The organism is Veillonella sp. 6_1_27, from assembly GCF_000163735.1.
Lineage (GTDB): Bacteria > Bacillota > Negativicutes > Veillonellales > Veillonellaceae > Veillonella > Veillonella parvula_A.
In genome coordinates, this window is record NZ_GG770216.1 from 200,532 (window position 1) to 220,379 (window position 19,848).

Sequence of the window (19,848 nt, forward strand, 5' to 3'; positions counted from 1 at the left end):
TGGAGACCTATAGCAGCATTAATCAGGCTATATGTATGGTCTTAAAAAAACTTTAATTAATCCAATTTCAACTATATATTTTATGCCATATAAATTGATTTATTTCGATATAGTTGTTATACTGAAGTAAATTGATAGTGTTACTTTCACAATTAAAGAAGGGAAATATATGATTGGTTTGGGAACGGCCATTAATGTTGGCCTTATCATAGCTGGCAGCCTATGTGGCCTCGCGTTTGGTCGCTTTATGAAAGAAAATTTAAAGCAAACGCTCATGATTGTGAGCGGTATTATCGTGCTCCTCCTCGGTATGAGCGGGGCCATGCAGTATATGCTTGTCATTGTCAATGGATCTCTACAGACAACGGGCCCTCTATTGATGATTATTAGCATGGTCGTAGGCGCCGTTATTGGTGAAATTATCGACCTTAATCATTGGATTACTGTGTTTGGTGACTGGGTGAAAGCTCGCACTGGCAACGCTGGGGATCCAAAGTTTACGCACGCCTTTATCACCGCATCTCTGACGTTTACCGTAGGTGCTATGGGTGTGCTTGGTTCCATTCAAGACGGTCTTACTGGAAATTATCAGACATTACTTTTAAAAGGCATCCTCGACGGCATCATCGTTATGGTTATGGTATCCTCTATGGGAAAAGGGGCGCTGTTCTCCTTTATTCCTGTAGGTATTACGCAATGGCTCATCACGGCAATGGCACATATTGCAGCGCCGTTGATGACACCTAGTGCCATCGATAACCTATCCTACGTTGGATCTATTCTAATTTTCTGCGTTGGTATTGACCTCATCTGGCCTGGTAAAGTACGTATTGCCAACCTTTTGCCAGCCATCTTCGTGGCAATGGGGCTTACATTTTTGCTATAACTAGTATTATAAATAATACATAGATTTTTATAAGAGACCTATATTCTCTCAACCTTTAATATGTATTTTATACATGATACGGTCGAGGATGTAGGTCTTTTTACTTTTTAAAATTAATTTAGTTGAAGTGGGAATTAATGATAGTTTTAATTCAATTATGACGATAGGGTAAATTGATTACATTCCGAAATAGGTGGCCAATAGAGTCATCGCGAGTGTAGGATTTAGATAATGTTTTATAGAATCTTTTTACCAAAATTGTTTGTAGAATAATTTTAATTTTATGTATAGTTATTATTCAAGTATATGTTATTGAATTATACCTGTTAAACAGGTATAATCAAAGGAGAGATTCTATGATTATCGGATTTGTAGATTATCATTAATAGAGAGGAAATTAATATGGAAAAGTTTATTCCTACACCTACCATTAGTGAAATATTAAAGGAAGAGTTTATGGATCCATTAGGACTATCTGCATATCGATTAGCTAAGGATATACATGTGCCTGTTTCACGGATTCAAGAAATATTGAATGGTACACGGTCTATTTCAGCAGATACATCGTTGCGTTTAGCGAAATACTTTGGTGTTTCGGAAGGATATTTCTTGCGTTTACAGATGGATGTTGATTTGCGTACAGCAAAACTTAGTGAGGGGATGGATGAAGTATTATCCTCTATTGCACATTGTGCTTCATTAGAACCCGTAGATTGTCAATAAGAGATTGATAATTTTCGATGTATTTGGTACAATTATCTTAAACTAGTAAGTTGTTATAACATTGAATATTGATATAAGGAGAACCTATGTTATTCGTTGAATATCCTAAATGCACAACATGCAAAAAAGCAAAGAAATTCTTAGATGATCATAACATCAAGTACACAGATCGTGACATCAAGTCCGAAAACCCTACAGCTGAGGAAATTGCTGCTTGGTATCCACAATCTGGTAAGGATTTGAAAGCATTCTTTAATACGTCTGGTATGATTTACCGTGAACAACAATTAAAGGATAAATTGCCAAACCTTAGCGAAGAAGAAAAACTAGCTTTATTAGCATCTAATGGCATGCTTGTAAAACGTCCTATCTTGGTTCTTGAAGACAAAGTACTCGTTGGATTTAAAGAAGCAGAATGGATTGAGGCGTTGAAGCTCTAATTTCATAACCTTGGGTCAAAGCCCCTATCTCTAAAAGCCTCCATAGCGAGCTAAGTCATTTTTAGAGATAGGGTCTTTTCCTTTTATATGAAATTAGGATCTTCAACTAGTGCCTATTAAAATGAGCTCCATAGCGAGCTAAGTCGTTTTTAGGGACCTGTTCTTTCTACGTTTTAATAAAGAAATTAGAGCTCACGACTAGGACCTCTTTTACGGTTAAGATATTTTTCATTTATCAAAAATTTTAATTTGTATATAACTTATATATTTTGTATAATATTTACAAAATAGATATACCCCTATGGGTACTATAAAAATTTAGAATAGAAACAAAAGGTACTTCAGATCGGTAGTTGATTACTGTTAGGTTAATATTAGTACGATATTAACACAAGATTAGTGTCATATTGCATGGGTGTACCTTACTATTTAATAAATTGTTTTGTATTTTATTTCCGGATTAAGTAAGGCCGGTATCTTATTTATAGAGAGGTCTATATGAAGTTTTTACAGTCTTTATCAGCGCAGGTGTCTCTGCGCACGCAGGGGGCTATTTTGGCACTCGGCTTGTTATTTATTATATTAGATACGCTTACGGAGCCTATGAATCCAGCTATTGATTTGGCGTGGGTAACGGTCATCATTTGTGGCTTGCCATTGCTCATCAACAGCGTGCAAAGTATTTTGGATCATTTAGAGATTCATGCTAATTTCCTTATTGTGATAGCCATGGTGGCGCTTATTGCGATTGGAGATTATCATACGGCGGCTTATGTAGGACTCATCGTACATGGTGGCTTTTTCTTAGAGCAGCTTATTACGGGCGACGTACACTATACATTGGATGATGATATGTTGCCGATCATGCCTACACAGCTTGTAGCCTTGCGTCAGGGCATCAACAATTATTCATCTGTTATTGTTGTGGCTGTTATGTTGCTTTCCATGGGTTCCTATGCATTGACGCAGAACTTTATGCATACTATTACATTGCTAGTTATCCTTTGCCCGTGCTCTTTGGAACTCGTTCTTGTGGCACTCATGATGGGTTCTCTCGTAGATGAAAACTCTCCAACAGCGGGGCTTTCAAAAGAGGCGAAACAATGTCATTTGGGCTTACTCATCGTGTCCATTTTGTTCCACGTTGTCATTATCGGTGCTGGTGTGTTAGGATCTATCAATCCTGTAACGGCCGCTGCATTGCATGGCTTGGCGCGACTTGGTCTTGTGTATAATCTGAAAGTATTAAACGGCTCCTTGTGCATCGCATAAATAATTAAACTCCCCTAGTAATCATAAGTATTACTAGGGGAGTTTTGTATATACAACAGTGAGTTGTACAGTACGTATTTATACATTACGTATTATACAGTACATATTCTATTGTTGTCCTTTGTCTCCAAGGGTGAGGAGTAGGAATACGATGGATAGGATACATGCACCAACGAGGGCAATGAAACCACCATCCCAACCGTAGAGGTCAACCATGAGACCCATGAAAGCACCAGCACCGGCAGAACCGATGAGGTAACCAAGAAGGCCTGTAAGGCCAGTAGCACCACCTGTTGCTACGCGTGGCACCATATCTGCTGCTTGAAGGCCAATCATCATAACAGGACCGTAGATGAGGAAGCCGATAGCGATGAGTGCTAAGTTATCGATGAGAATATTGCCTGCAGGGTTAAACCAGTACACGAGAATCGCCAAGATAACGAATAACATAAAGCAAATCGTAGCTGGAGCACGACGGCCACGGAATACGCGGTCACTCAAGTAGCCACTTACGAGCATGCCTGGAATACCAGCCCATTCGTATAAGAAGTAAGCCCAACGGGAACCTTCTTTTGTGAAGCCTTTCACAGCGGTTAAATAGGTCGGAGCCCAGCTAACTACGCCGTAACGGATGAAGTATACAAAGATATTTGCAATCGCAAGATACCATAAGTATTTATTATGCAAAATATATTTGTAGAAGATTTCTTTGAAAGTACTTTTTTCTTCATTTTCTGTATGTGTATGAACGACTTCATGTTTGTATTCTTCGATAGGTGGTAAGCCACAAGATTGAGGCGTATCTTTCAGCAATACAAAGGTAATAATCGCTAACACGATAGAGATAAGGGCAGGGAAGAAGAAGATACTATGCCATGTACCGAATAGGTAGATGCCAAGCGTAGCAAGAGGAGCGATGATGCCGCCACCTAGGTTGTGGGAAACGTTCCACCAGGACCACCAAGCACCGCGTTCGGAACGGGAGAACCAAGTTACCATGTTTTTCGCATATGGAGGGTAGCCCATACCTTGGAACCAACCGTTTAATAAGGCAAGAACGCACATGATAGGAATACTGCTCATAACACCCGGTAAGGTGCCGAATAATAACATAACTAAAGCACTAAGCAATAGACCTACTGTGGAGAAGTATTTTGGGTTAGAGCGGTCAGACGCATTACCCATAACAAATTTACTTACGCCGTAAGCTACGGATAAGATGGTCATAACTATACCAAGATCCGCTTTGGTGTAGCCGTACTCAGCAATCATGTACGGAACGGCTAAACTAAAGTTTTGACGGATCAAATAGAATGTAGCATAACCAATAAATGTACCTGCAAAGACTTCGCGTCGAAGACGTTTGTAGGTGGAATCGATTTGCGCCTCTGGTAAACGTTCAATATGAGGAGCAGGAGAGAAAATCGACATCGTTACACATCCTTTCTACAACATGTCATTTGTAATAATACCATGTAGGGTATGTAGTCGACTATACTTAATTTTTTATTATAATAAATAGTTATTAGAAAACTGAATTATGGATAACATTAATTAGGGTGAAATAGTATGGAATAGGTTGAAAATATCAAAATATCTTCTATGTAAAAATTATCAATTTGCAAATATACATATGAATAACTGTTCATGCATTTGCGTAATGAGGCTATGCATGAATAATATAATCTTATTGAATCCGCATTCTTCCTGTACTTTTGAGTGTATATGAGTAATTGTACATATTTTGTTATTGACACAAGGTAATGCGAAAATCGTTAGCTTGGCTGACCGTTGGGCCACATGGATTGTAGTGATTGCGTTATTGGCCGCGGTTGGCACCTATGTGGTAACTGGAGAAATCATTCGTGCCGTAACCATCCTCGTTGTGTTCTGTCCTTGTGCTCTCGTATTGGCAACGCCGGCAGCGATTATGGCGGCTATTTCTAATGCGAGCCAACACGGTTTCCTCGTGCGCCGTGGTAATATTATGGAACGCTTGGCGAAGGTTGATACGATGACCTTTGATAAAACAGGTACCTTGACCTATGGTACACCTGAGGTGACCGCCGTTGAGACTGTGGGTTCCATGCCTACTGATGAGTTGTATCGATTGGTTGCTTCGGTAGAGACTAAATCTGAGCATCCATTGGGCAAAGCTATCGTGAATGGCTTTGCTACTCGTTATGGTGAAAGCTTCGATTCCATATATTCCTTCCGTATGGTTCCTGGCAAAGGCTTAGAGGCGACTTTACAAGATAAAGCCGTTTTGGCTGGTAATGAAGCAATGATGACCTTGTCTAATATTTCTATTGCTGACTCTGTGAAAGAGGCTGTTCATGAGCATTTGAATCGAGGTGCATCCATTGTATATGTTGCTGTGGATGGTGTAAACGATGCACCAGCCCTTAAAAAATCCGATGTGGGTATCGCCATGGGCGGTGTTGGTAGCGATATCGCTGTAGAGGCAGCAGATATCGTCCTCGTAAATGACAATATTAAAGAAATTCCTCACCTCGTAGCCTTGTCTAAACGCATGATGACTACCATTAAAATCAACCTTTCTTTCTCCTTGATCTTAAACTTTGTAGCTATCATTTTGGCTATGATTGGTACATTATCCCCAGTATGGGGCGCTCTCGTTCACAACGGCGGCAGCCTTCTCGTAGTAGCGAACTCCGCACTCCTCTTGCGCTGGGCTTACAAATCTAATCACGTAGTAGAGGATGATCATTCCGTACTCGTAAAAGCAGCACGCAAACGCGTATTTGAAGGGGCATGGTAGATTTTACAAACTCAATTAGAGTTGTGGGATAGATAGCGCTTTTGTATTGACCTAATTATCTTATAGGAATAGCTAAGAAACTAATAGTATCTTTAATCAATATATGTTACAGGATAGCCTTTTGCTTTGATTTCACGGCGGTTAAGACCATTTGGTAGATCTGGATAGCCGATAGCGAGGCTAGCGTAGACTTTTTCGTCTTCGCTAAGACCTAGTTCACGCATTTTGGCTTGGATGCGTTCATTATCTTGAAGATGACGGATTTGGTTAACCCAGCAGCTACCAAGTTCTAGTTCGTTGCATGCAAGCATCATGTTTTGCATAGCACAAGATACATCAGCAAAATTATTAGCATAGTTTGCTTGACTAGCTAATACGATGAGCACAGGTGCATTATAGTTGAATACAAATTTGCCTTCGGCGGACATCTTAATGATATTCACCATGTAAGGTAAAGTATTTTCTGTAATCGGCATTTTGCCGTATTCTTCCTGAACAAGAGTTACTAATTCGTTGAGCATATCTTGGTTTGTGATAACCATGAAATGTGTTAATTGTGTGTTGCCACCAGATGGAGCACGGCGACCTGCGTCGAGCACTTGATCGATGAGCTCTCGAGATAATTGATCCGCTTTAAACTTTCGCGTACTATGACGAGTTTTAATACATTCTAAGGTATTCATGAGGGCCTCCTGTGACAAATGGAATCTGATATAGACTTTCTTTTATTATACTACGAGGAAGGACCTAGTAGGGGACGTATAATTTCTTCCTATTAATTCTATAGAAGTGCCTAATTCTTAACGAATAAGAAAATAAATATTAATTAATTGACAAATTTAAAAATATCTGTTCAAAGTGGGCTTTTTGCGTTGACTGTTTACCGTAAAATTGTGTACAATTAATTAGTAGATAATTGTGTGCATATGGAGGTAGAATATGGCAGAAATTGGTGTACTTGAAGGGTACAAACATAAAGAAGATGTTCCTGATTCAGAATATTTAAGATTGGAAAATCAATTGAGCTTTCCACTCTATGTAGTGGCAAAGGAAATTGTTAATGCATATCGTAGTCACTTAGATCCTTTAAATTTGACATATACTCAATACATCGTAATGATGGCATTGTGGCAATATGGTGATTTATCCGTTAAGGAATTGGGACAAGTATTGCGCCTTGATTCCGGTACATTAACACCGCTTTTAAAGAAATTAGAAGCCAAAGCATTCTTGAAACGTAAACGCAGTCGTCAAGATGAACGCGTAGTTATGGTAACCCTTACTGATACGGGCAAAGCATTACGTGATGTAGCGGTTCATATACCACGCCGCTTGGCTGAATCGTCAGGTCCTATATTTGACGTAGATGAGACACGTCAATTGCGTATGTTGCTTAATAAATTGCTAGAAGCAATCGATAACGCAAATGCAAAAACAGCAGAGAACATGAAGGGCTAATTTGATACAACCTCATATGCATATATTCTGTAACCTTGGAAATCTAAAAATTTTATTAAAAATGTGATATACTATACATATAGCGTATTGTATTCAAGTCATGTGAGAGTATGACTGATTCGTGATTTGCCCTCGTGGCACAAAGGAGATCATTATGAATAAAAATTTATTAGGTGCATTTGTATTAGCCGGTACATTATTAGTAGGTGGTGTTGCAAACGCAGCAAACTGGAATGGGTTAGCTAACTACCCAGAGGTTCCAAATAGTGCAAATGGTACAGAAACGTATTTCTTTGATAAAGCATCTGAGTTTAAAGGTATCGATAGCAGCCGTAACAACGTATTTGGTGTTAATGTAATTAACATGCATAATAACCAATACGGGGAAGCTACATTGTTCAAATATCTTGTTAATCCAAGCTTACATACTGTATATCGTTACGCTCCAGATGGTCAAGTTTACCAAATTCAACCTGGAACAAATGAGTTCAATATGTTCATGGCTGCTTGGAAAGAAGTATACGGCACAACTTTCGAATTCCCAGCGTTATAATCTGATGGCCCGTGCCGTAATAATTACATAACTATTGCTGGTGAAAGCTCCTTTTGGGCTTTCACCAGTGTTGTTTATGGAGGTTTTTTATGTCTAAATCTGAATTTGCTCAAGCCTATACGGAGCGTATGTTCCCTGATATTGCAGCCCCAGCAGGTTATATTGATCCAGAGTTTGAAATATTGTTTGATAATTTTGCCTTTGATGAAGTCATCACCGAAGAAGGCCGTAATGTACCGGCAAAGGATCGCTTCTTAGCCATTCTCGCTACATTAGTAGGCGCCTCCGCTGTTGATGAATATGCATTAATGCTACCGGCAGCATTAAACTTTGGCCTTATTCCTGATGAAGTGGTAGAGCTCATTTATCAAGCGGTGCCCTATCTTGGCATCGGACGTGTGCGCCCATTCTTTAAGGTGACCAATAAGATTTTTGACTATCGAGGAGAGGCTATTGTTGATTCCTCTCGCAGCACTATTACTAGTGAGTCTCGTCTAGAAAAGGGCGTAGAAAAACAAGTGGAAATCTTTGGGGAGTCTATGCGCAATTCTTACCAAGAAGGGCCAGAAGATACGCGTCACATCAATAAATGGCTTGCCAATATGTTCGGCGATTACTATACGCGTAAAGGCCTTAGCGTGGCTCATCGTGAAATGATTACCTTCTGTTTCTTGGCGGCTCAAGGAGGCTGTGAGTCTCAACTCAAGGCTCATGTAGAAGGCAATTTGAACGTAGGAAACAGCAAACAATATTTGATTAATATCGCATCCCAATGCGTGCCGTATATCGGCTATCCCCGTACCTTAAATGCCCTTCGTTGCATTCAAGAGGGCTTTACCGCATGGGAAGCCAAACAATAAAGGAGTTTTATGTTATTTTCTGGTATTAGTTTAACGATGATTTTAGCGTCTATTCCAGCGCTTATCATTGCAGCTGCTGGGCATGAATTTGCTCATGCCAAGGTAGCAGATATGCTCGGCGACTCTACGCCGCGCTCCATGGGCCGCTTGACATTGAATCCCGTGGCACATCTTGATTTAATCGGCTCTATAGCATTCCTTATCGGTGGGTTTGGATGGGCTAAGCCTGTAATGGTTGATACGTCTAACTTCCGCGATCCTCGCACAGATTATACCTTAGTATCTATTGCGGGACCTGCGTCTAATGTGCTGATGGCCTTTTTAGGCTACTTAGCACTTCGTTTTCTTGAAAGCTACGGCTTGTTGACAAATGAATCATTAGAGTTAGTACTGACACTGATTGTTGTATATAATATTAACTTTGCCATTCTCAATATGATGCCAATACCACCACTTGATGGTAGTCGCATCATTACAAGCTTGTTGCCTAGGGATTTGCAATTTACATTGGAACGGTTAAGCTTTGTCAGCTTGATTGTACTTATCTTATTGCTTAATACACCTATTGCAGATAAGATTTTCATTCCATTACAACAAACGATTTTACAATTCTTTGACCGTATCGTGAGCATTATTTTATAGGATTTAGATTAAGGCTGATATGGTAAAAGCTATATGGTAACACTATGTAGAAAATACTATATAGTAAACACTTTATGGTAAGTCCTATTATTCAAATTTTATTTTACATTCCTCACTATATTAAAAAGTATCGATATAATTTGCTAAGTATGATATACTAAGTACAGAAATCGTAAATTTTCGATATATTAATATGACAGTGTATTATTAGATACTATCGATAGAGTAAATTGATCCACTACATCGATATGTAAATCAATACACTAAATTGACACGTAAATCGATATATTAAATCGATACATTAAATTGATACAGTATATAGATATTCAAGTGAATAAATGAGGAATTACATATGAATTTTGAAGAAAATCAAGTGCCAGAGGCGATTCTGGACAAGCTTACAAAGGTGTGCACATGCCGTAGTATTACGCGCAAAACGATTAAGGAAGCCATTTTAGATGGTGCTCATACATTTCCACAAGTAAAAGAAGCAACTCGTGCTGGCACGGGCGCTTGTGGTGGCAAAGGCTGTGGGCCTCGTATCGTAAAGCTCTTAGCGGAAATGAAAGAGCAAGGCAAAATTTAATTTGCGAAATGTAACATACACATTTTATACATCCAAAATGTAAGATACATAGTTTACACAACAAAAATGAAACATATAAAGATTGTTATTTGATTCTCTCAATGGATATACCCGTTGGGTTCTCGAGTAACAATCTTTTTGTTTTGTAAGATGCATGTACTATACTGCTGCTTGTCGTGTATTGATTATGTTGGGCTCGTTTATATTTTTTGATATACTATACATAATACTTTTTTGAGATTTAAGGGAGGTATGCATGTTTCGACGTTTCGTAGCAGCCACTATGATTGGTGCATTAGCACTCACAACGGGCTGCGGTTTACATAATCCATTTACTTCAAAGGCAGAGCCTGTGACCTATGAGTCCGTGGCACAAAGCGAGCTTTCACCAGAGCAAAAGGTGGACAAGTTAGTGGCTAATATGTCCGATGCAGACAAGGTGGGGCAATTGTTGATGATTGGCATTCACGGCAAGACGTTGAATGATGATGCTAAATTCATGCTCAACGAGTACCGCGTGGGAGGCATCATTTTGTTTGATCGAAATATGGAGTCCAAGGATCAAGTTAAAACGCTCATTGCAGATATTAATAAGGCTGGTAAAAGCGCCGGTTTAATGCCATTGTTCCTCGGCATCGACCAAGAGGGCGGTGCAGTAGCGCGCATGGATGATAAGCTCATCAAGGTTCCTCCCGCTGAGGAGGTAGGCAAAATGCCCGTTGAGCAAGCTGTATCCTTGGCAAAACAGTCTGGTGCAGAACTAAAAGACTTGGGCTTTAACATTAACTTTGCTCCTGTGGCGGACTTAGGATTAACCTATGGTCGTTCTTATAGTACGAGCCCTGACAAGGTCGTTCGCTATGCAGGCGCCGTTGGCAAGGCTTACGATGAAGCGGGCTTGTGGTATTCTTATAAGCACTTTCCGGGCATTGGTAAGACTGATGTAGACTTGCACGCGGATACAAGTATCGTTCCTGCCTCTAAAGAAACATTGCTTTCAGAGGACACAAAGGTATTCGTAGACCTCATCAAACAGTCTAAACCAAATACCTATACAATCATGGTGTCTCATGCGATGTACCCACAAATCGATCCAGACCATCCAGCTAGTTTATCGAAAGCGATTATTACGGATTGGTTGCGCAAGGACATAGGCTATAATGGCGTTGTGGTAACGGACGATATGGACATGGGGGCTCTTGCAAATCACTATACTTTTGGCGATATGGCAGTGCAATCCATCCTCGCCGGCAGTGATATCTTGCTCGTATGTCACGAATACGAACACATGCAAGAGGCTTATAACGGCCTTATGAAAGCCGTGAAAGACGGTCGTATCTCGAAAGAACGACTCGACGAATCGGTGAAACGGATTTTGCTTATGAAAATGAGTCGGGGATTGTAATCTACATTCTTTATAAAAATATATAGTGTATACATAGCAAGCTATCAAGGATTTTAATAAACCGATAGAGAATTAATAGGTAAAGTGATTCTCTATCGGTTTATTTTTTCGGGAGGAGTGAAGTATATGGCTCGCAGAATTATGTTGAACGGTACGTCCTATTTTGGACAAGGGGCGATTCAGGAGATTGTGAACGAAATTAAGAATCGCCATTTCAAAAAAGCCCTTGTTACATCTACGCCAGATTTATTTGAATTTAAAGTGGCTACTAAGGTAACAGATTTACTTGATGCGGCAGGCATCGATTATGAAATCTATGACGGCATTAAACCAAATCCTACGATCGAAAACGTAACGGCTGGCGTTGATGCTTGTAAAGCAGCTAGCGCCGATGTTATTGTTGCTGTTGGTGGTGGTAGCCCAATCGATACAAGTAAGGCGATTGCTACTATTATTACGAACCCTGAGTTCGCCGATGTGCGCAGTCTTGAAGGTTTAGCGCCTACTAAGAATCCTTGCTTGCCAATCATCGCTGTTACTACTACATCTGGTACGGCTGCAGAGGTTACCATCAACTACGTTATTACAGACGTTGAAAAGAACCGCAAATTCGTTTGTGTTGATCCTCATGACATCCCAATTGTTGCCATCGTGGATCCTGATATGTCTGCGTCTATGCCGACAGGCCTTTGTGCGGCAACAGGCATGGATGCTCTCGTACATGCTGTAGAAGGGTATATCACAAAAGGTGCGTGGGAACTTACTGATATGCTTCATTTGAAAGCTATTGAAATCATCGGTCGTTCCTTGCGCAGTGCTGTAGCTGGCGATTACGCTGGTCGTGAAGCTATGTCCTTAGGTCAATACATTGCGGGCATGGGCTTCTCTAACGTAGGTCTCGGCATCGTTCACTCTATGGCGCATCCATTAAGTGCCGTGTACGATATCCCTCATGGCAAGGCTTGTGCGATGCTGTTAACAGCGGTATTGAAATTCAATGCCCCTGCTACAGGTGAAAAATATCGTGAAATCGCGCGCGTTATGGGTGTTCCGAATGTAGATACTATGGATGAAAGCACCTATCGTCAGGCTGCAATCGATGTAATCCAAAAATTAGCTGATGACGTAGGCATTCCTAAATCCCTTAGCGAAGCAGGTGTAAAACGGGAAGATATTCCATTCCTCGCCGAATCTGCTTTCAATGATGCATGTACACCTGGCAACCCACGAGATGCATCTAAGGAAGAAATCATCGCTATCTATGAATCCATATTTTAATTAGCGTCTTTACATATTTCAAATGCCTCCGAATGTGTAAAGGCGATATAACTAAATACGTTCTATACAAGACTAGACATCTCTTTTGCTTCAGAGATGTCTAGTTTTGTTTTTTGAGAAGCTTAACGTAATGAACAGCTATCTAGTTTTCCTTTTAATAGCGCCTTGAAAATGGTGGTTTACATAAGTATACTAAGGATATGAATAGATAGTTTGACTGAGAGCTGAGCGATTTTGGTAGATGGCACTCAATGACTAGGTGCTTAGTTCAACTCGTTAAATCGCTGAGATGCTTACATATGATGTTTAGATAGGTGTTAGATAGTAATGCTAAGGAGAATTTTATGAAATTATGGAAATTTAATAAGCGTAGTTCTACCTTGGCAGATATGTCCATGAATCGAGTGCTCTTAACAGAGCTCATTGCAAAGGGTGCTCTTGTTGGGGTGATTGCAGGTTTTTTTGGGGCATCATATCGCTATTTGATACTTGAATCAGAGCATATCAGGTGGCATTTGATGGATGGTATTACTATGGAATGGGCCATAGGTTGGCTTGTGGTAATGGTCATTTTTGCGTTTATTGTAGATCGATTGCTCGCATGGGCCCCATTGTCTGGTGGTTCTGGTATCCCGCAAATTGAAGGGGAGATGTTAGGTCTCTTTGATATGAAGCCCTATCGGACGCTAGTATCTAAAATGATTGGTGGCGTACTGACCGGCTTTGCAGGATTTTCCGTAGGTCGTGAAGGGCCAGCCGTACAGATTGGCGGCTCTGCTGGGAAGATTGTGTCCTACTGGATGAATTCGGGACTACGAGAACAGCGTATTTTGACATCCGCAGGTGCTGGGGCAGGCTTAACAGCTGCCTTTAGTGCGCCCGTATCGGGGGCGATGTTCGTCTTTGAAGAGGTACATAAAAGCTTTTATCCGTATCTCGTTGTACCAACCTTCGTGGCAACTTTGATTTCTAACTATATTACAGTTAGTATCTTTGGACTTACACCAGCGCTGGGCTTTACGGTGACCTCAGGGGTTCCTCTTGAATATTTCCCGATACTACTCATGGTTGGTGTTATCATGGGGCTATGTGGTGTGTTATTTTGCCGTATGATTTTTGCTTTCAAGAGGTTCTTTGACTGGCTCAAATGTTCTCGATTCTTGAAATTAGCCCTTACCTTTGTGGCAGTGGCAGCCATTGGCTTTGATTCGCAGCTCCTCTTGGGTGGGGGCAATGACCTTGTGGGTCAGCTTGCCTTTCAATCTCATGGCGTATTGCTCTTAGGTGGCATCGTATTAGGCAAGATTTTACTTACCACCTTCTGCTATGGCAGTGGTGCTCAAGGGGGCATATTTTTGCCCATGCTCGTAATTGGTGCTGCAACAGGTGCTTTTTGTGAAAGCTTACTTTCAACCTTAGGACTTATTTCTCCTGATTTTGTACCACAGTTCGTTATCTGTGCCATGGGAGGTATGTTAGCGGCCGCTATGCGGACCCCAATTTTGGCGATTTTGCTCGTTCTTGAAATGACGGATAGTTTCTCTAATATTTATGCTATCGGTATCGTTACGCTCGTGGCCTATCTTGTGGCGGAGCTTTTAAAAGAACCGCCGATTTACGATTCCTTGTTGCAAGCCATGAGTGGTCAAAGCAATCTAGAATCTGTACAAACCTTCTTTCAAACGAAGGTGCCTGTGGTGGCAAACTATACGGATGTACAGCTACAAGACTTGGCATTGCCAGATGGTACATTGATCGTAAGTATTCGCCGTAATGGTACCTACATTGTGCCATTAGGCGATGTAAAACTCGAACCAGGGGATGAATTACAAGTCTCTTGTGAGCGTGGCCGATTGAAAGCGGCTAAGGAGTTTTTCCAATCAAATTAGTCATTATATCTAAAGCTAATCGTTGATTCGTGGTATATATTAGGAGTAGTTTATGAAAATTGTGAAAGCTACTGAGTCAGATGTATTGGATCTGTACCGTTTGCAATTGCTTACATTTGAAAGCGAAGCGGAGATGATTGGAAGTCGAATGGTTCCTGCATTGATGGAGTCGGAAGAGGAGTTTAACGCTACTTTCACCCAATGGCATACCTATAAACTAGTAGATGATGGGGGAAGAATCATCGGAGGTATTCGCTATCAATATGACGATGGCGTGGTAGAGGTCGGTCGCTTGATGGTGCATCCAAACTATCGGCAACAAGGGTTGGCTCGGAAGTTATTAGTTTTCGTAGATGAACAATGCAGTCAAGACCGGCGTGTATTATATACATGTACGAAAAGCTGGATCAATATAAAGTTATATACAAAAATGGGGTATAAAGCCGTTAGAGAAATACAGGATGAAACGGGATTATCTTTTGTATATATGGAGAAACAATAATTCAAACGGCATGGGAGGTCTTAATGTGATTGATAATATAGTGGTATTCTATATATTCTTTACCATAGTTGGCTTTTTAGCAGCTATGATTGGTACCATCATCGGTGCCGGTGGAGGACTTGTTTTTGTGCCTCTTTTTATGTATTGGTTCCCTGAGTGGTCTCCGTCCATGATTGTAGGGACGTCACTCTTTTCTGTTATGTGTAATGCTATTTCTGGATCTATAGCATATCTGAAACAAAAAAAGGTATACATTAACGCTGCTATTGTCTTTAGTTTAGCTACCTTCCCAGGCGCTATTTTAGGGGCCCAAATGTCTGGATGGTTCTCCGGTAAGGGATTTATGTTTGCCTTTGGATGCTTTATGCTGTGTGCATCTGTATTGATTGGTTTTAAAAATTTTAGAAAAGGGGAACGAAAGGAAGAGTCTCTGACTCTTGAGCAGTTGAGCTATAGCAAACCTATCGGTATTAGTATTAGCTTTTTTGTTGGCTTTATTTCGAGTATCTTTGGTATCGGTGGTGGCCTCATCCATGTGCCGGCTTTGATTTATCTCATGGGCTTTCCTACCCATATGGCAACGGCTACAAGTCAATCTATTCTCGCCGTATCAACAACGGTGGGGGTTATTACACATTTAATTGAAAGCCACATCATATTTAGTATTGCTATCCCTACTAGTATTGGCGCTATCTTTGGTGCTCAAGTAGGTGCTCGTATTGCAAAACGTCTCAAAGCAAAAGCTATCCTCGCCCTCATGAGCATAGCTGTCTTTGCATTGGCGGTACGCCTCATTCTTAAATCTGGTATTTTGGGATAATATGGTTTTATAATTAATCTATCTTTAATAAGCATAATTTAGTAAAGCTCTCTAATGGTGATTCGTAAGCGTTTATCATTAGAGGGCTTTCTGTATTTTCAGCATTTTATAAAAGGGTATAACTAAAAGTCATAGAGAACTATAAATGAGAATGAAAAATTTAAAATATATAAATCATACTATTTTTATGCATAATGTTAGTAATGTATTTACTATAGAATTATAGGTAGTACGAATCGTTATTTAGAGAGGTTTTAGCATATAATTACTGACTATATCTATACATGCTTAATAAATAAGGATTCTTGATTGTATATGAGGAAAAATGGGTACATGATAATGCTAATGAGATGTACTTTCAACTGAGGGAATAAAAGGGTAATGCATATCGATTTTTATTAGAAGAGATATAAATTATGCATAATTATAGTGAGGAGAATGAGAACGGCGTATACTAAAAGTAATAGATTCCTTAAGAAAGGATAGGAGGAAATAGAAGTGAGTACACTTATTAGAGATTATGAACGTTTTGCCAAGGAGGCAAATGAGATTTGTAAAGGTCGCGTATACACCGATCATTTACGTCGTTATGCATATGGCGTTGATGCGTCTTGCTATAGCTATTTACCAAAGGTAGTTGTTAAAGCTGAAGATGAACGAGAAGTAAGACGACTTATTCGTTTGTGTCAACAATGTGGGACACCATTTACATTCCGTGCGGCCGGCTCCTCCTTGTCTGGTCAATGCTCCAGTGAAGATGTGCTCATCGTATGTAATGATGGCTTCAAGAAAATGGAAGTTATTGATGATGGGAAAGCCTTGAAATGTGAATGCGGTGTTATCGGTTCCGATGCGAATGATTTATTGAAACCGTACAATCGTAAAATTGGTCCAGATCCTGCAACGCTTGCTACAGCATTAGTAGGTGGTATCTTGAATAATAACTCCTCTGGTATGTGCTGTGGTACGGCGCAAAACTCTTATAAAACAATTCGGTCCATTCGCGTTGTATTATTAGATGGCTCCATCCTTGATACGTCTGACCAAAAGAGTATTGATCAATTCCTTAAAGAAAAACCTCAAATGGTAGAGGATATCTTACAATTGCGTAAGGATATTTTGGCCGATGAAGAATTGACACACTTGATTCACCATAAGTACAAAATCAAAAATACCACAGGTTACGGCTTGAACTCCCTTGTTGATTTTGAAGATATTATTGATATCATCAACCACTTGTTCATCGGTTCTGAAGGTACATTAGGTTTCGTGTCTGAAATCGTATATAACACTGTTGAGGACGTACCGTATAAAGGTTGCGGTCTCATGTTCTTTAAAACATTGAACGATGCATCTCTTGCTGTTGTAGCCTTGGCTAATATGGGTCGTGACAAGGTTGTTGCTGCGGAAATGATGGACTATCAATCCCTTAAGGCCGTTCAATCTCTAGATAATGTACCTGACTTTGTTCGTGAAGTTCCAGAAGGTACAAGTGCTATCTTGTTCCAAACTGAAAGCTACTCTAAAGAAACTGTCGATAAAAACTTAGCTTTTATTAAAGACAAATTGAAAGATATTCCAACGGCTATCCCAAGTCTTTACTCTCAAGATGCTAAAGAATACGATTCCTGGTGGGCAATTCGTAAAGGTATCTTGCCAATCGTTGGTGGTCAACGTAGAAAAGGCACCACTGTTATTACAGAAGACGTATGCTTCCAAATCGAAGATTTCACGAAGGGCATCGAAATGCTTACCGAATTATTCCACAAATACGATTTCGTAGACGGTGGCGTAATCTTCGGCCATGCGTTATCTGGTAACGTTCATTTTAACATTACTCCTGATTTTAGTGATCCTAAAGATACTAAGAACTTTGGCGATTTGGTAAAAGAAATGTCCGAACGCGTTTCTGGCTTCGGTGGTTCTTTGAAAGCTGAACATGGTACAGGCCGTATGGTGGCACCGTTCATTGAAATGGAATGGGGCCGTAAAGCGTACGAAATTAACCGTCGCATCAAAGCCATCTTTGACCCTGAACGCATCTTGAATCCTGATGTTATCATTACTGATGATCCAGATGTGTATAAGAAAAACCTTAAAGCTCAATGCGTTATCGATGATGCTTTCACAATCTGTATGGAATGCGGTTTCTGTGAAAAACATTGTCCAAGCCGCAATTTAACATTGACTCCACGTCAACGTATTGCATTGTTGCGCGAAACGAAACGCCTTGAAAACGAAGGCAATTTCACATTGGCTGCAGAGCTTAAAAAAGGTTATGAATACTTTGGTGTAGATACTTGTGCTGCGTGCTCCATGTGTAAAGGTCTTTGCCCGCTCAGCATCGATACGGCTCAAATTGCATTATCCATGCGTCGCATCGATCCACCTGCACCAGAATTAGCTAAGAAAATCTATGATAACTTCTCCACAACACTTCAAATGTGCCGTGCTGGTGTAAGTCTTGAAGGCATTGCAGGATCTATCATTACACAAAAAGCGATTTCTAAGATTACTGAAGGCTTACATGGCGTAACAGGTGTTACACCATATGTACCTAAAACAACTCCTAAGGCTAATCGCTACAGATTGAGAAGCCGCATTAAACCGACTAATTTTGAAAAGGTTGTATACTTCAGTACCTGTGCGAACCGCGCCTTCAAACCTAATCAAGGTTATGACGATGAACGTAGCTTGCAACAAGTAGTGGAAAGCTTATGTAATAAGGCCCATATCGATATTATCTACCCTGAACATATCGAAAACCTCTGCTGTGGCTTGAGTTTTGAAAACTACGATGACGTTCATGAGCGTGCTGTGAAAGACTTACACGATGCGTTGATGAAAGCATCTCAAAATGGTAAATACCCAATCGTGATTGACCATAGTGCATGCTTTAATCATGCTTTCAAACATATGCCAGACTTAGAAATCAACGATATTTCTGAATTCTTGTGCAAATACGTTGTGCCTCATCTCGACATTGAAAAATGTGATGAAAGGGTCATCGTACATAAACAATGTAAAATCAAATCCTTGAATAAATCTCAATATATTGAAGATTTAGCTCGTTTATGCACAGACCATGTATTCAACATTAAATCCTTTGCATGCGATGGCTTTGCCGGTCAAAAAGGGTTCTTCACACCAGAACTCAACAAATGTGCTACCAAAGACCTTGCAGCCGAAATCGCTGAATACGGTGCAACACTAGGCGTAAGTTCCAGCTCTACCTGTGAAATCGGCCTTGGCGAAAACGGCGGCATCCCATTCATTGGTGTTGCATTCCTATTGGATCGTTGCTCTAAGGCTAAGAAATAAGTCTTGTATATCTATTGCTATTTACGTTAACGTTGTTAGTAGTTTACATTGAGGTTACTAGTAGGTTGGGTTAAAGTAACTGGTAGTTTATATTAATGTTGCTTTAATATTGCTCGTAAATTATGTTAAAACTACTAATAGTTTTTTAGGAGTTTTATGAGATTTATTGCTAATTCTTTATTTTTCTAAGAAATGTGGTATACTAAACGTAGGTAGTAGAGTGTATGAAATTACCTGCAATATAACCAAAAAAAAGGACGAGTGGCAGCTCGTCCTTTTTCTTGCTTATTTTTTGTTTTTATTGTTAAGCCAGTAGCTGTAGGTAGTTACAACTAAGGCAACAATAATAGGGGCAAGCAAGGTGCCCCAGAGTGCATAAAACAGCTCCTGCAATATACCACCTCCTTTCGGGAGGTATTTTATATTATATC

19 protein-coding genes are annotated in these 19,848 nt (G+C 40.1%); 16 read left to right on the forward strand and 3 right to left on the reverse strand.

Going from position 1 to position 19,848, the window contains the following annotated elements; genetic code table 11:
* Positions 1 to 169 precede the first annotated feature (169 nt).
* The 4 genes from HMPREF0874_RS04755 to HMPREF0874_RS04770 all read left to right on the forward strand — a co-directional run bounded on the left by HMPREF0874_RS04755 (position 170) and on the right by HMPREF0874_RS04770 (position 3,321).
* The gene (locus HMPREF0874_RS04755; protein ID WP_008602003.1) at positions 170 to 886 is read left to right on the forward strand and encodes a DUF554 domain-containing protein; all 717 of its coding nucleotides are present in this window, start codon (positions 170 to 172) and stop codon (positions 884 to 886) included.
* Between the two features lie 402 nt (positions 887 to 1,288).
* Positions 1,289 to 1,609, forward strand: coding sequence for a HigA family addiction module antitoxin (locus HMPREF0874_RS04760; RefSeq protein ID WP_008602005.1), 321 nt, complete (start codon positions 1,289 to 1,291; stop codon positions 1,607 to 1,609).
* A gap of 86 nt (positions 1,610 to 1,695) precedes the next feature.
* On the forward strand, positions 1,696 to 2,049 hold the full coding sequence (locus HMPREF0874_RS04765; protein ID WP_005384960.1) for a Spx/MgsR family RNA polymerase-binding regulatory protein: 354 nt from the start codon (positions 1,696 to 1,698) through the stop codon (positions 2,047 to 2,049).
* A gap of 498 nt (positions 2,050 to 2,547) precedes the next feature.
* Entirely contained in the window at positions 2,548 to 3,321 is a 774-nt protein-coding gene (locus HMPREF0874_RS04770; protein WP_008602011.1) for a hypothetical protein, read from the forward strand.
* 108 nt (positions 3,322 to 3,429) lie between these two features.
* Here the strand turns inward: HMPREF0874_RS04770 and pgtP are convergent, their stop codons facing one another.
* Positions 3,430 to 4,752 (reverse strand): phosphoglycerate transporter protein PgtP, encoded by a 1,323-nt coding sequence (gene pgtP, locus HMPREF0874_RS04775; protein WP_004694513.1) that lies wholly within the window; start codon positions 4,750 to 4,752, stop codon positions 3,430 to 3,432.
* A gap of 313 nt (positions 4,753 to 5,065) precedes the next feature.
* On the opposite strand from pgtP, the gene HMPREF0874_RS04780 reads away from it, so the two are divergent.
* On the forward strand, positions 5,066 to 6,103 hold the full coding sequence (locus HMPREF0874_RS04780; RefSeq protein WP_008602013.1) for a cation-translocating P-type ATPase: 1,038 nt from the start codon (positions 5,066 to 5,068) through the stop codon (positions 6,101 to 6,103).
* 92 nt (positions 6,104 to 6,195) lie between these two features.
* Here HMPREF0874_RS04780 and HMPREF0874_RS04785 read toward each other — a convergent pair whose 3' ends face one another.
* Entirely contained in the window at positions 6,196 to 6,786 is a 591-nt protein-coding gene (locus tag HMPREF0874_RS04785; protein WP_008602015.1) for a nitroreductase, read from the reverse strand.
* A gap of 256 nt (positions 6,787 to 7,042) precedes the next feature.
* On the opposite strand from HMPREF0874_RS04785, the gene HMPREF0874_RS04790 reads away from it, so the two are divergent.
* The 11 genes from HMPREF0874_RS04790 (at position 7,043) to HMPREF0874_RS04840 (ending at position 19,417) form a co-directional block, all read left to right on the forward strand.
* Entirely contained in the window at positions 7,043 to 7,561 is a 519-nt protein-coding gene (locus HMPREF0874_RS04790) for a MarR family winged helix-turn-helix transcriptional regulator (protein ID WP_008602017.1), read from the forward strand.
* A gap of 154 nt (positions 7,562 to 7,715) precedes the next feature.
* Positions 7,716 to 8,114 (forward strand): hypothetical protein, encoded by a 399-nt coding sequence (locus HMPREF0874_RS04795; RefSeq protein ID WP_038125650.1) that lies wholly within the window; start codon positions 7,716 to 7,718, stop codon positions 8,112 to 8,114.
* Between the two features lie 89 nt (positions 8,115 to 8,203).
* A complete protein-coding gene (locus HMPREF0874_RS04800; RefSeq protein ID WP_008602020.1) occupies positions 8,204 to 8,974 on the forward strand; it encodes a carboxymuconolactone decarboxylase family protein in 771 nt (256 codons plus the stop codon).
* Between the two features lie 9 nt (positions 8,975 to 8,983).
* Positions 8,984 to 9,616 (forward strand): site-2 protease family protein, encoded by a 633-nt coding sequence (locus HMPREF0874_RS04805; protein WP_004694525.1) that lies wholly within the window; start codon positions 8,984 to 8,986, stop codon positions 9,614 to 9,616.
* A gap of 352 nt (positions 9,617 to 9,968) precedes the next feature.
* Positions 9,969 to 10,202, forward strand: a complete 234-nt coding sequence (locus HMPREF0874_RS04810; protein WP_004694527.1) for a (2Fe-2S)-binding protein — start codon at positions 9,969 to 9,971, stop codon at positions 10,200 to 10,202.
* 256 nt (positions 10,203 to 10,458) lie between these two features.
* Positions 10,459 to 11,607, forward strand: a complete 1,149-nt coding sequence (locus tag HMPREF0874_RS04815) for a glycoside hydrolase family 3 protein (protein WP_008602023.1) — start codon at positions 10,459 to 10,461, stop codon at positions 11,605 to 11,607.
* Positions 11,608 to 11,733: 126 nt separating this feature from the next.
* Entirely contained in the window at positions 11,734 to 12,885 is a 1,152-nt protein-coding gene (gene fucO, locus HMPREF0874_RS04820) for a lactaldehyde reductase (protein ID WP_008602024.1), read from the forward strand.
* A gap of 344 nt (positions 12,886 to 13,229) precedes the next feature.
* A complete protein-coding gene (locus HMPREF0874_RS04825; RefSeq protein ID WP_008602026.1) occupies positions 13,230 to 14,774 on the forward strand; it encodes a ClC family H(+)/Cl(-) exchange transporter in 1,545 nt (514 codons plus the stop codon).
* A 52-nt stretch (positions 14,775 to 14,826) separates the two neighbouring features.
* Complete coding sequence (locus HMPREF0874_RS04830) at positions 14,827 to 15,276, forward strand: GNAT family N-acetyltransferase (RefSeq protein WP_008602029.1); 450 nt, start codon at positions 14,827 to 14,829, stop codon at positions 15,274 to 15,276.
* 25 nt (positions 15,277 to 15,301) lie between these two features.
* A complete protein-coding gene (locus HMPREF0874_RS04835; RefSeq protein ID WP_008602031.1) occupies positions 15,302 to 16,096 on the forward strand; it encodes a sulfite exporter TauE/SafE family protein in 795 nt (264 codons plus the stop codon).
* Positions 16,097 to 16,594: 498 nt separating this feature from the next.
* A complete protein-coding gene (locus HMPREF0874_RS04840; protein ID WP_008602033.1) occupies positions 16,595 to 19,417 on the forward strand; it encodes an FAD-binding and (Fe-S)-binding domain-containing protein in 2,823 nt (940 codons plus the stop codon).
* A gap of 285 nt (positions 19,418 to 19,702) precedes the next feature.
* On the opposite strand, the gene HMPREF0874_RS10025 is transcribed toward HMPREF0874_RS04840, so the two are convergent.
* Positions 19,703 to 19,810 carry a type I toxin-antitoxin system Fst family toxin gene (locus HMPREF0874_RS10025; protein ID WP_227037232.1) on the reverse strand — a complete coding sequence of 36 codons (108 nt, stop codon included), beginning with the start codon at positions 19,808 to 19,810 and terminating at the stop codon, positions 19,703 to 19,705.
* Between the last annotated feature and the right edge of the window lie 38 nt (positions 19,811 to 19,848).

Coding starts and splice junctions, on each gene's coding strand:
- pgtP (WP_004694513.1), bottom strand. CDS start 4,752: ATGTCGATTTTCTCTCCTGCTCCTCATATTGAACGTTTACCAGAGGCG.
- HMPREF0874_RS04755 (WP_008602003.1), top strand. CDS start 170: ATGATTGGTTTGGGAACGGCCATTAATGTTGGCCTTATCATAGCTGGC.
- HMPREF0874_RS04815 (WP_008602023.1), top strand. CDS start 10,459: ATGTTTCGACGTTTCGTAGCAGCCACTATGATTGGTGCATTAGCACTC.
- HMPREF0874_RS04795 (WP_038125650.1), top strand. CDS start 7,716: ATGAATAAAAATTTATTAGGTGCATTTGTATTAGCCGGTACATTATTA.
- HMPREF0874_RS04790 (WP_008602017.1), top strand. CDS start 7,043: ATGGCAGAAATTGGTGTACTTGAAGGGTACAAACATAAAGAAGATGTT.
- HMPREF0874_RS04805 (WP_004694525.1), top strand. CDS start 8,984: ATGTTATTTTCTGGTATTAGTTTAACGATGATTTTAGCGTCTATTCCA.
- HMPREF0874_RS04810 (WP_004694527.1), top strand. CDS start 9,969: ATGAATTTTGAAGAAAATCAAGTGCCAGAGGCGATTCTGGACAAGCTT.
- HMPREF0874_RS04770 (WP_008602011.1), top strand. CDS start 2,548: ATGAAGTTTTTACAGTCTTTATCAGCGCAGGTGTCTCTGCGCACGCAG.
- HMPREF0874_RS04825 (WP_008602026.1), top strand. CDS start 13,230: ATGAAATTATGGAAATTTAATAAGCGTAGTTCTACCTTGGCAGATATG.
- HMPREF0874_RS04765 (WP_005384960.1), top strand. CDS start 1,696: ATGTTATTCGTTGAATATCCTAAATGCACAACATGCAAAAAAGCAAAG.
- HMPREF0874_RS04760 (WP_008602005.1), top strand. CDS start 1,289: ATGGAAAAGTTTATTCCTACACCTACCATTAGTGAAATATTAAAGGAA.
- HMPREF0874_RS04800 (WP_008602020.1), top strand. CDS start 8,204: ATGTCTAAATCTGAATTTGCTCAAGCCTATACGGAGCGTATGTTCCCT.
- HMPREF0874_RS04830 (WP_008602029.1), top strand. CDS start 14,827: ATGAAAATTGTGAAAGCTACTGAGTCAGATGTATTGGATCTGTACCGT.
- fucO (WP_008602024.1), top strand. CDS start 11,734: ATGGCTCGCAGAATTATGTTGAACGGTACGTCCTATTTTGGACAAGGG.
- HMPREF0874_RS04785 (WP_008602015.1), bottom strand. CDS start 6,786: ATGAATACCTTAGAATGTATTAAAACTCGTCATAGTACGCGAAAGTTT.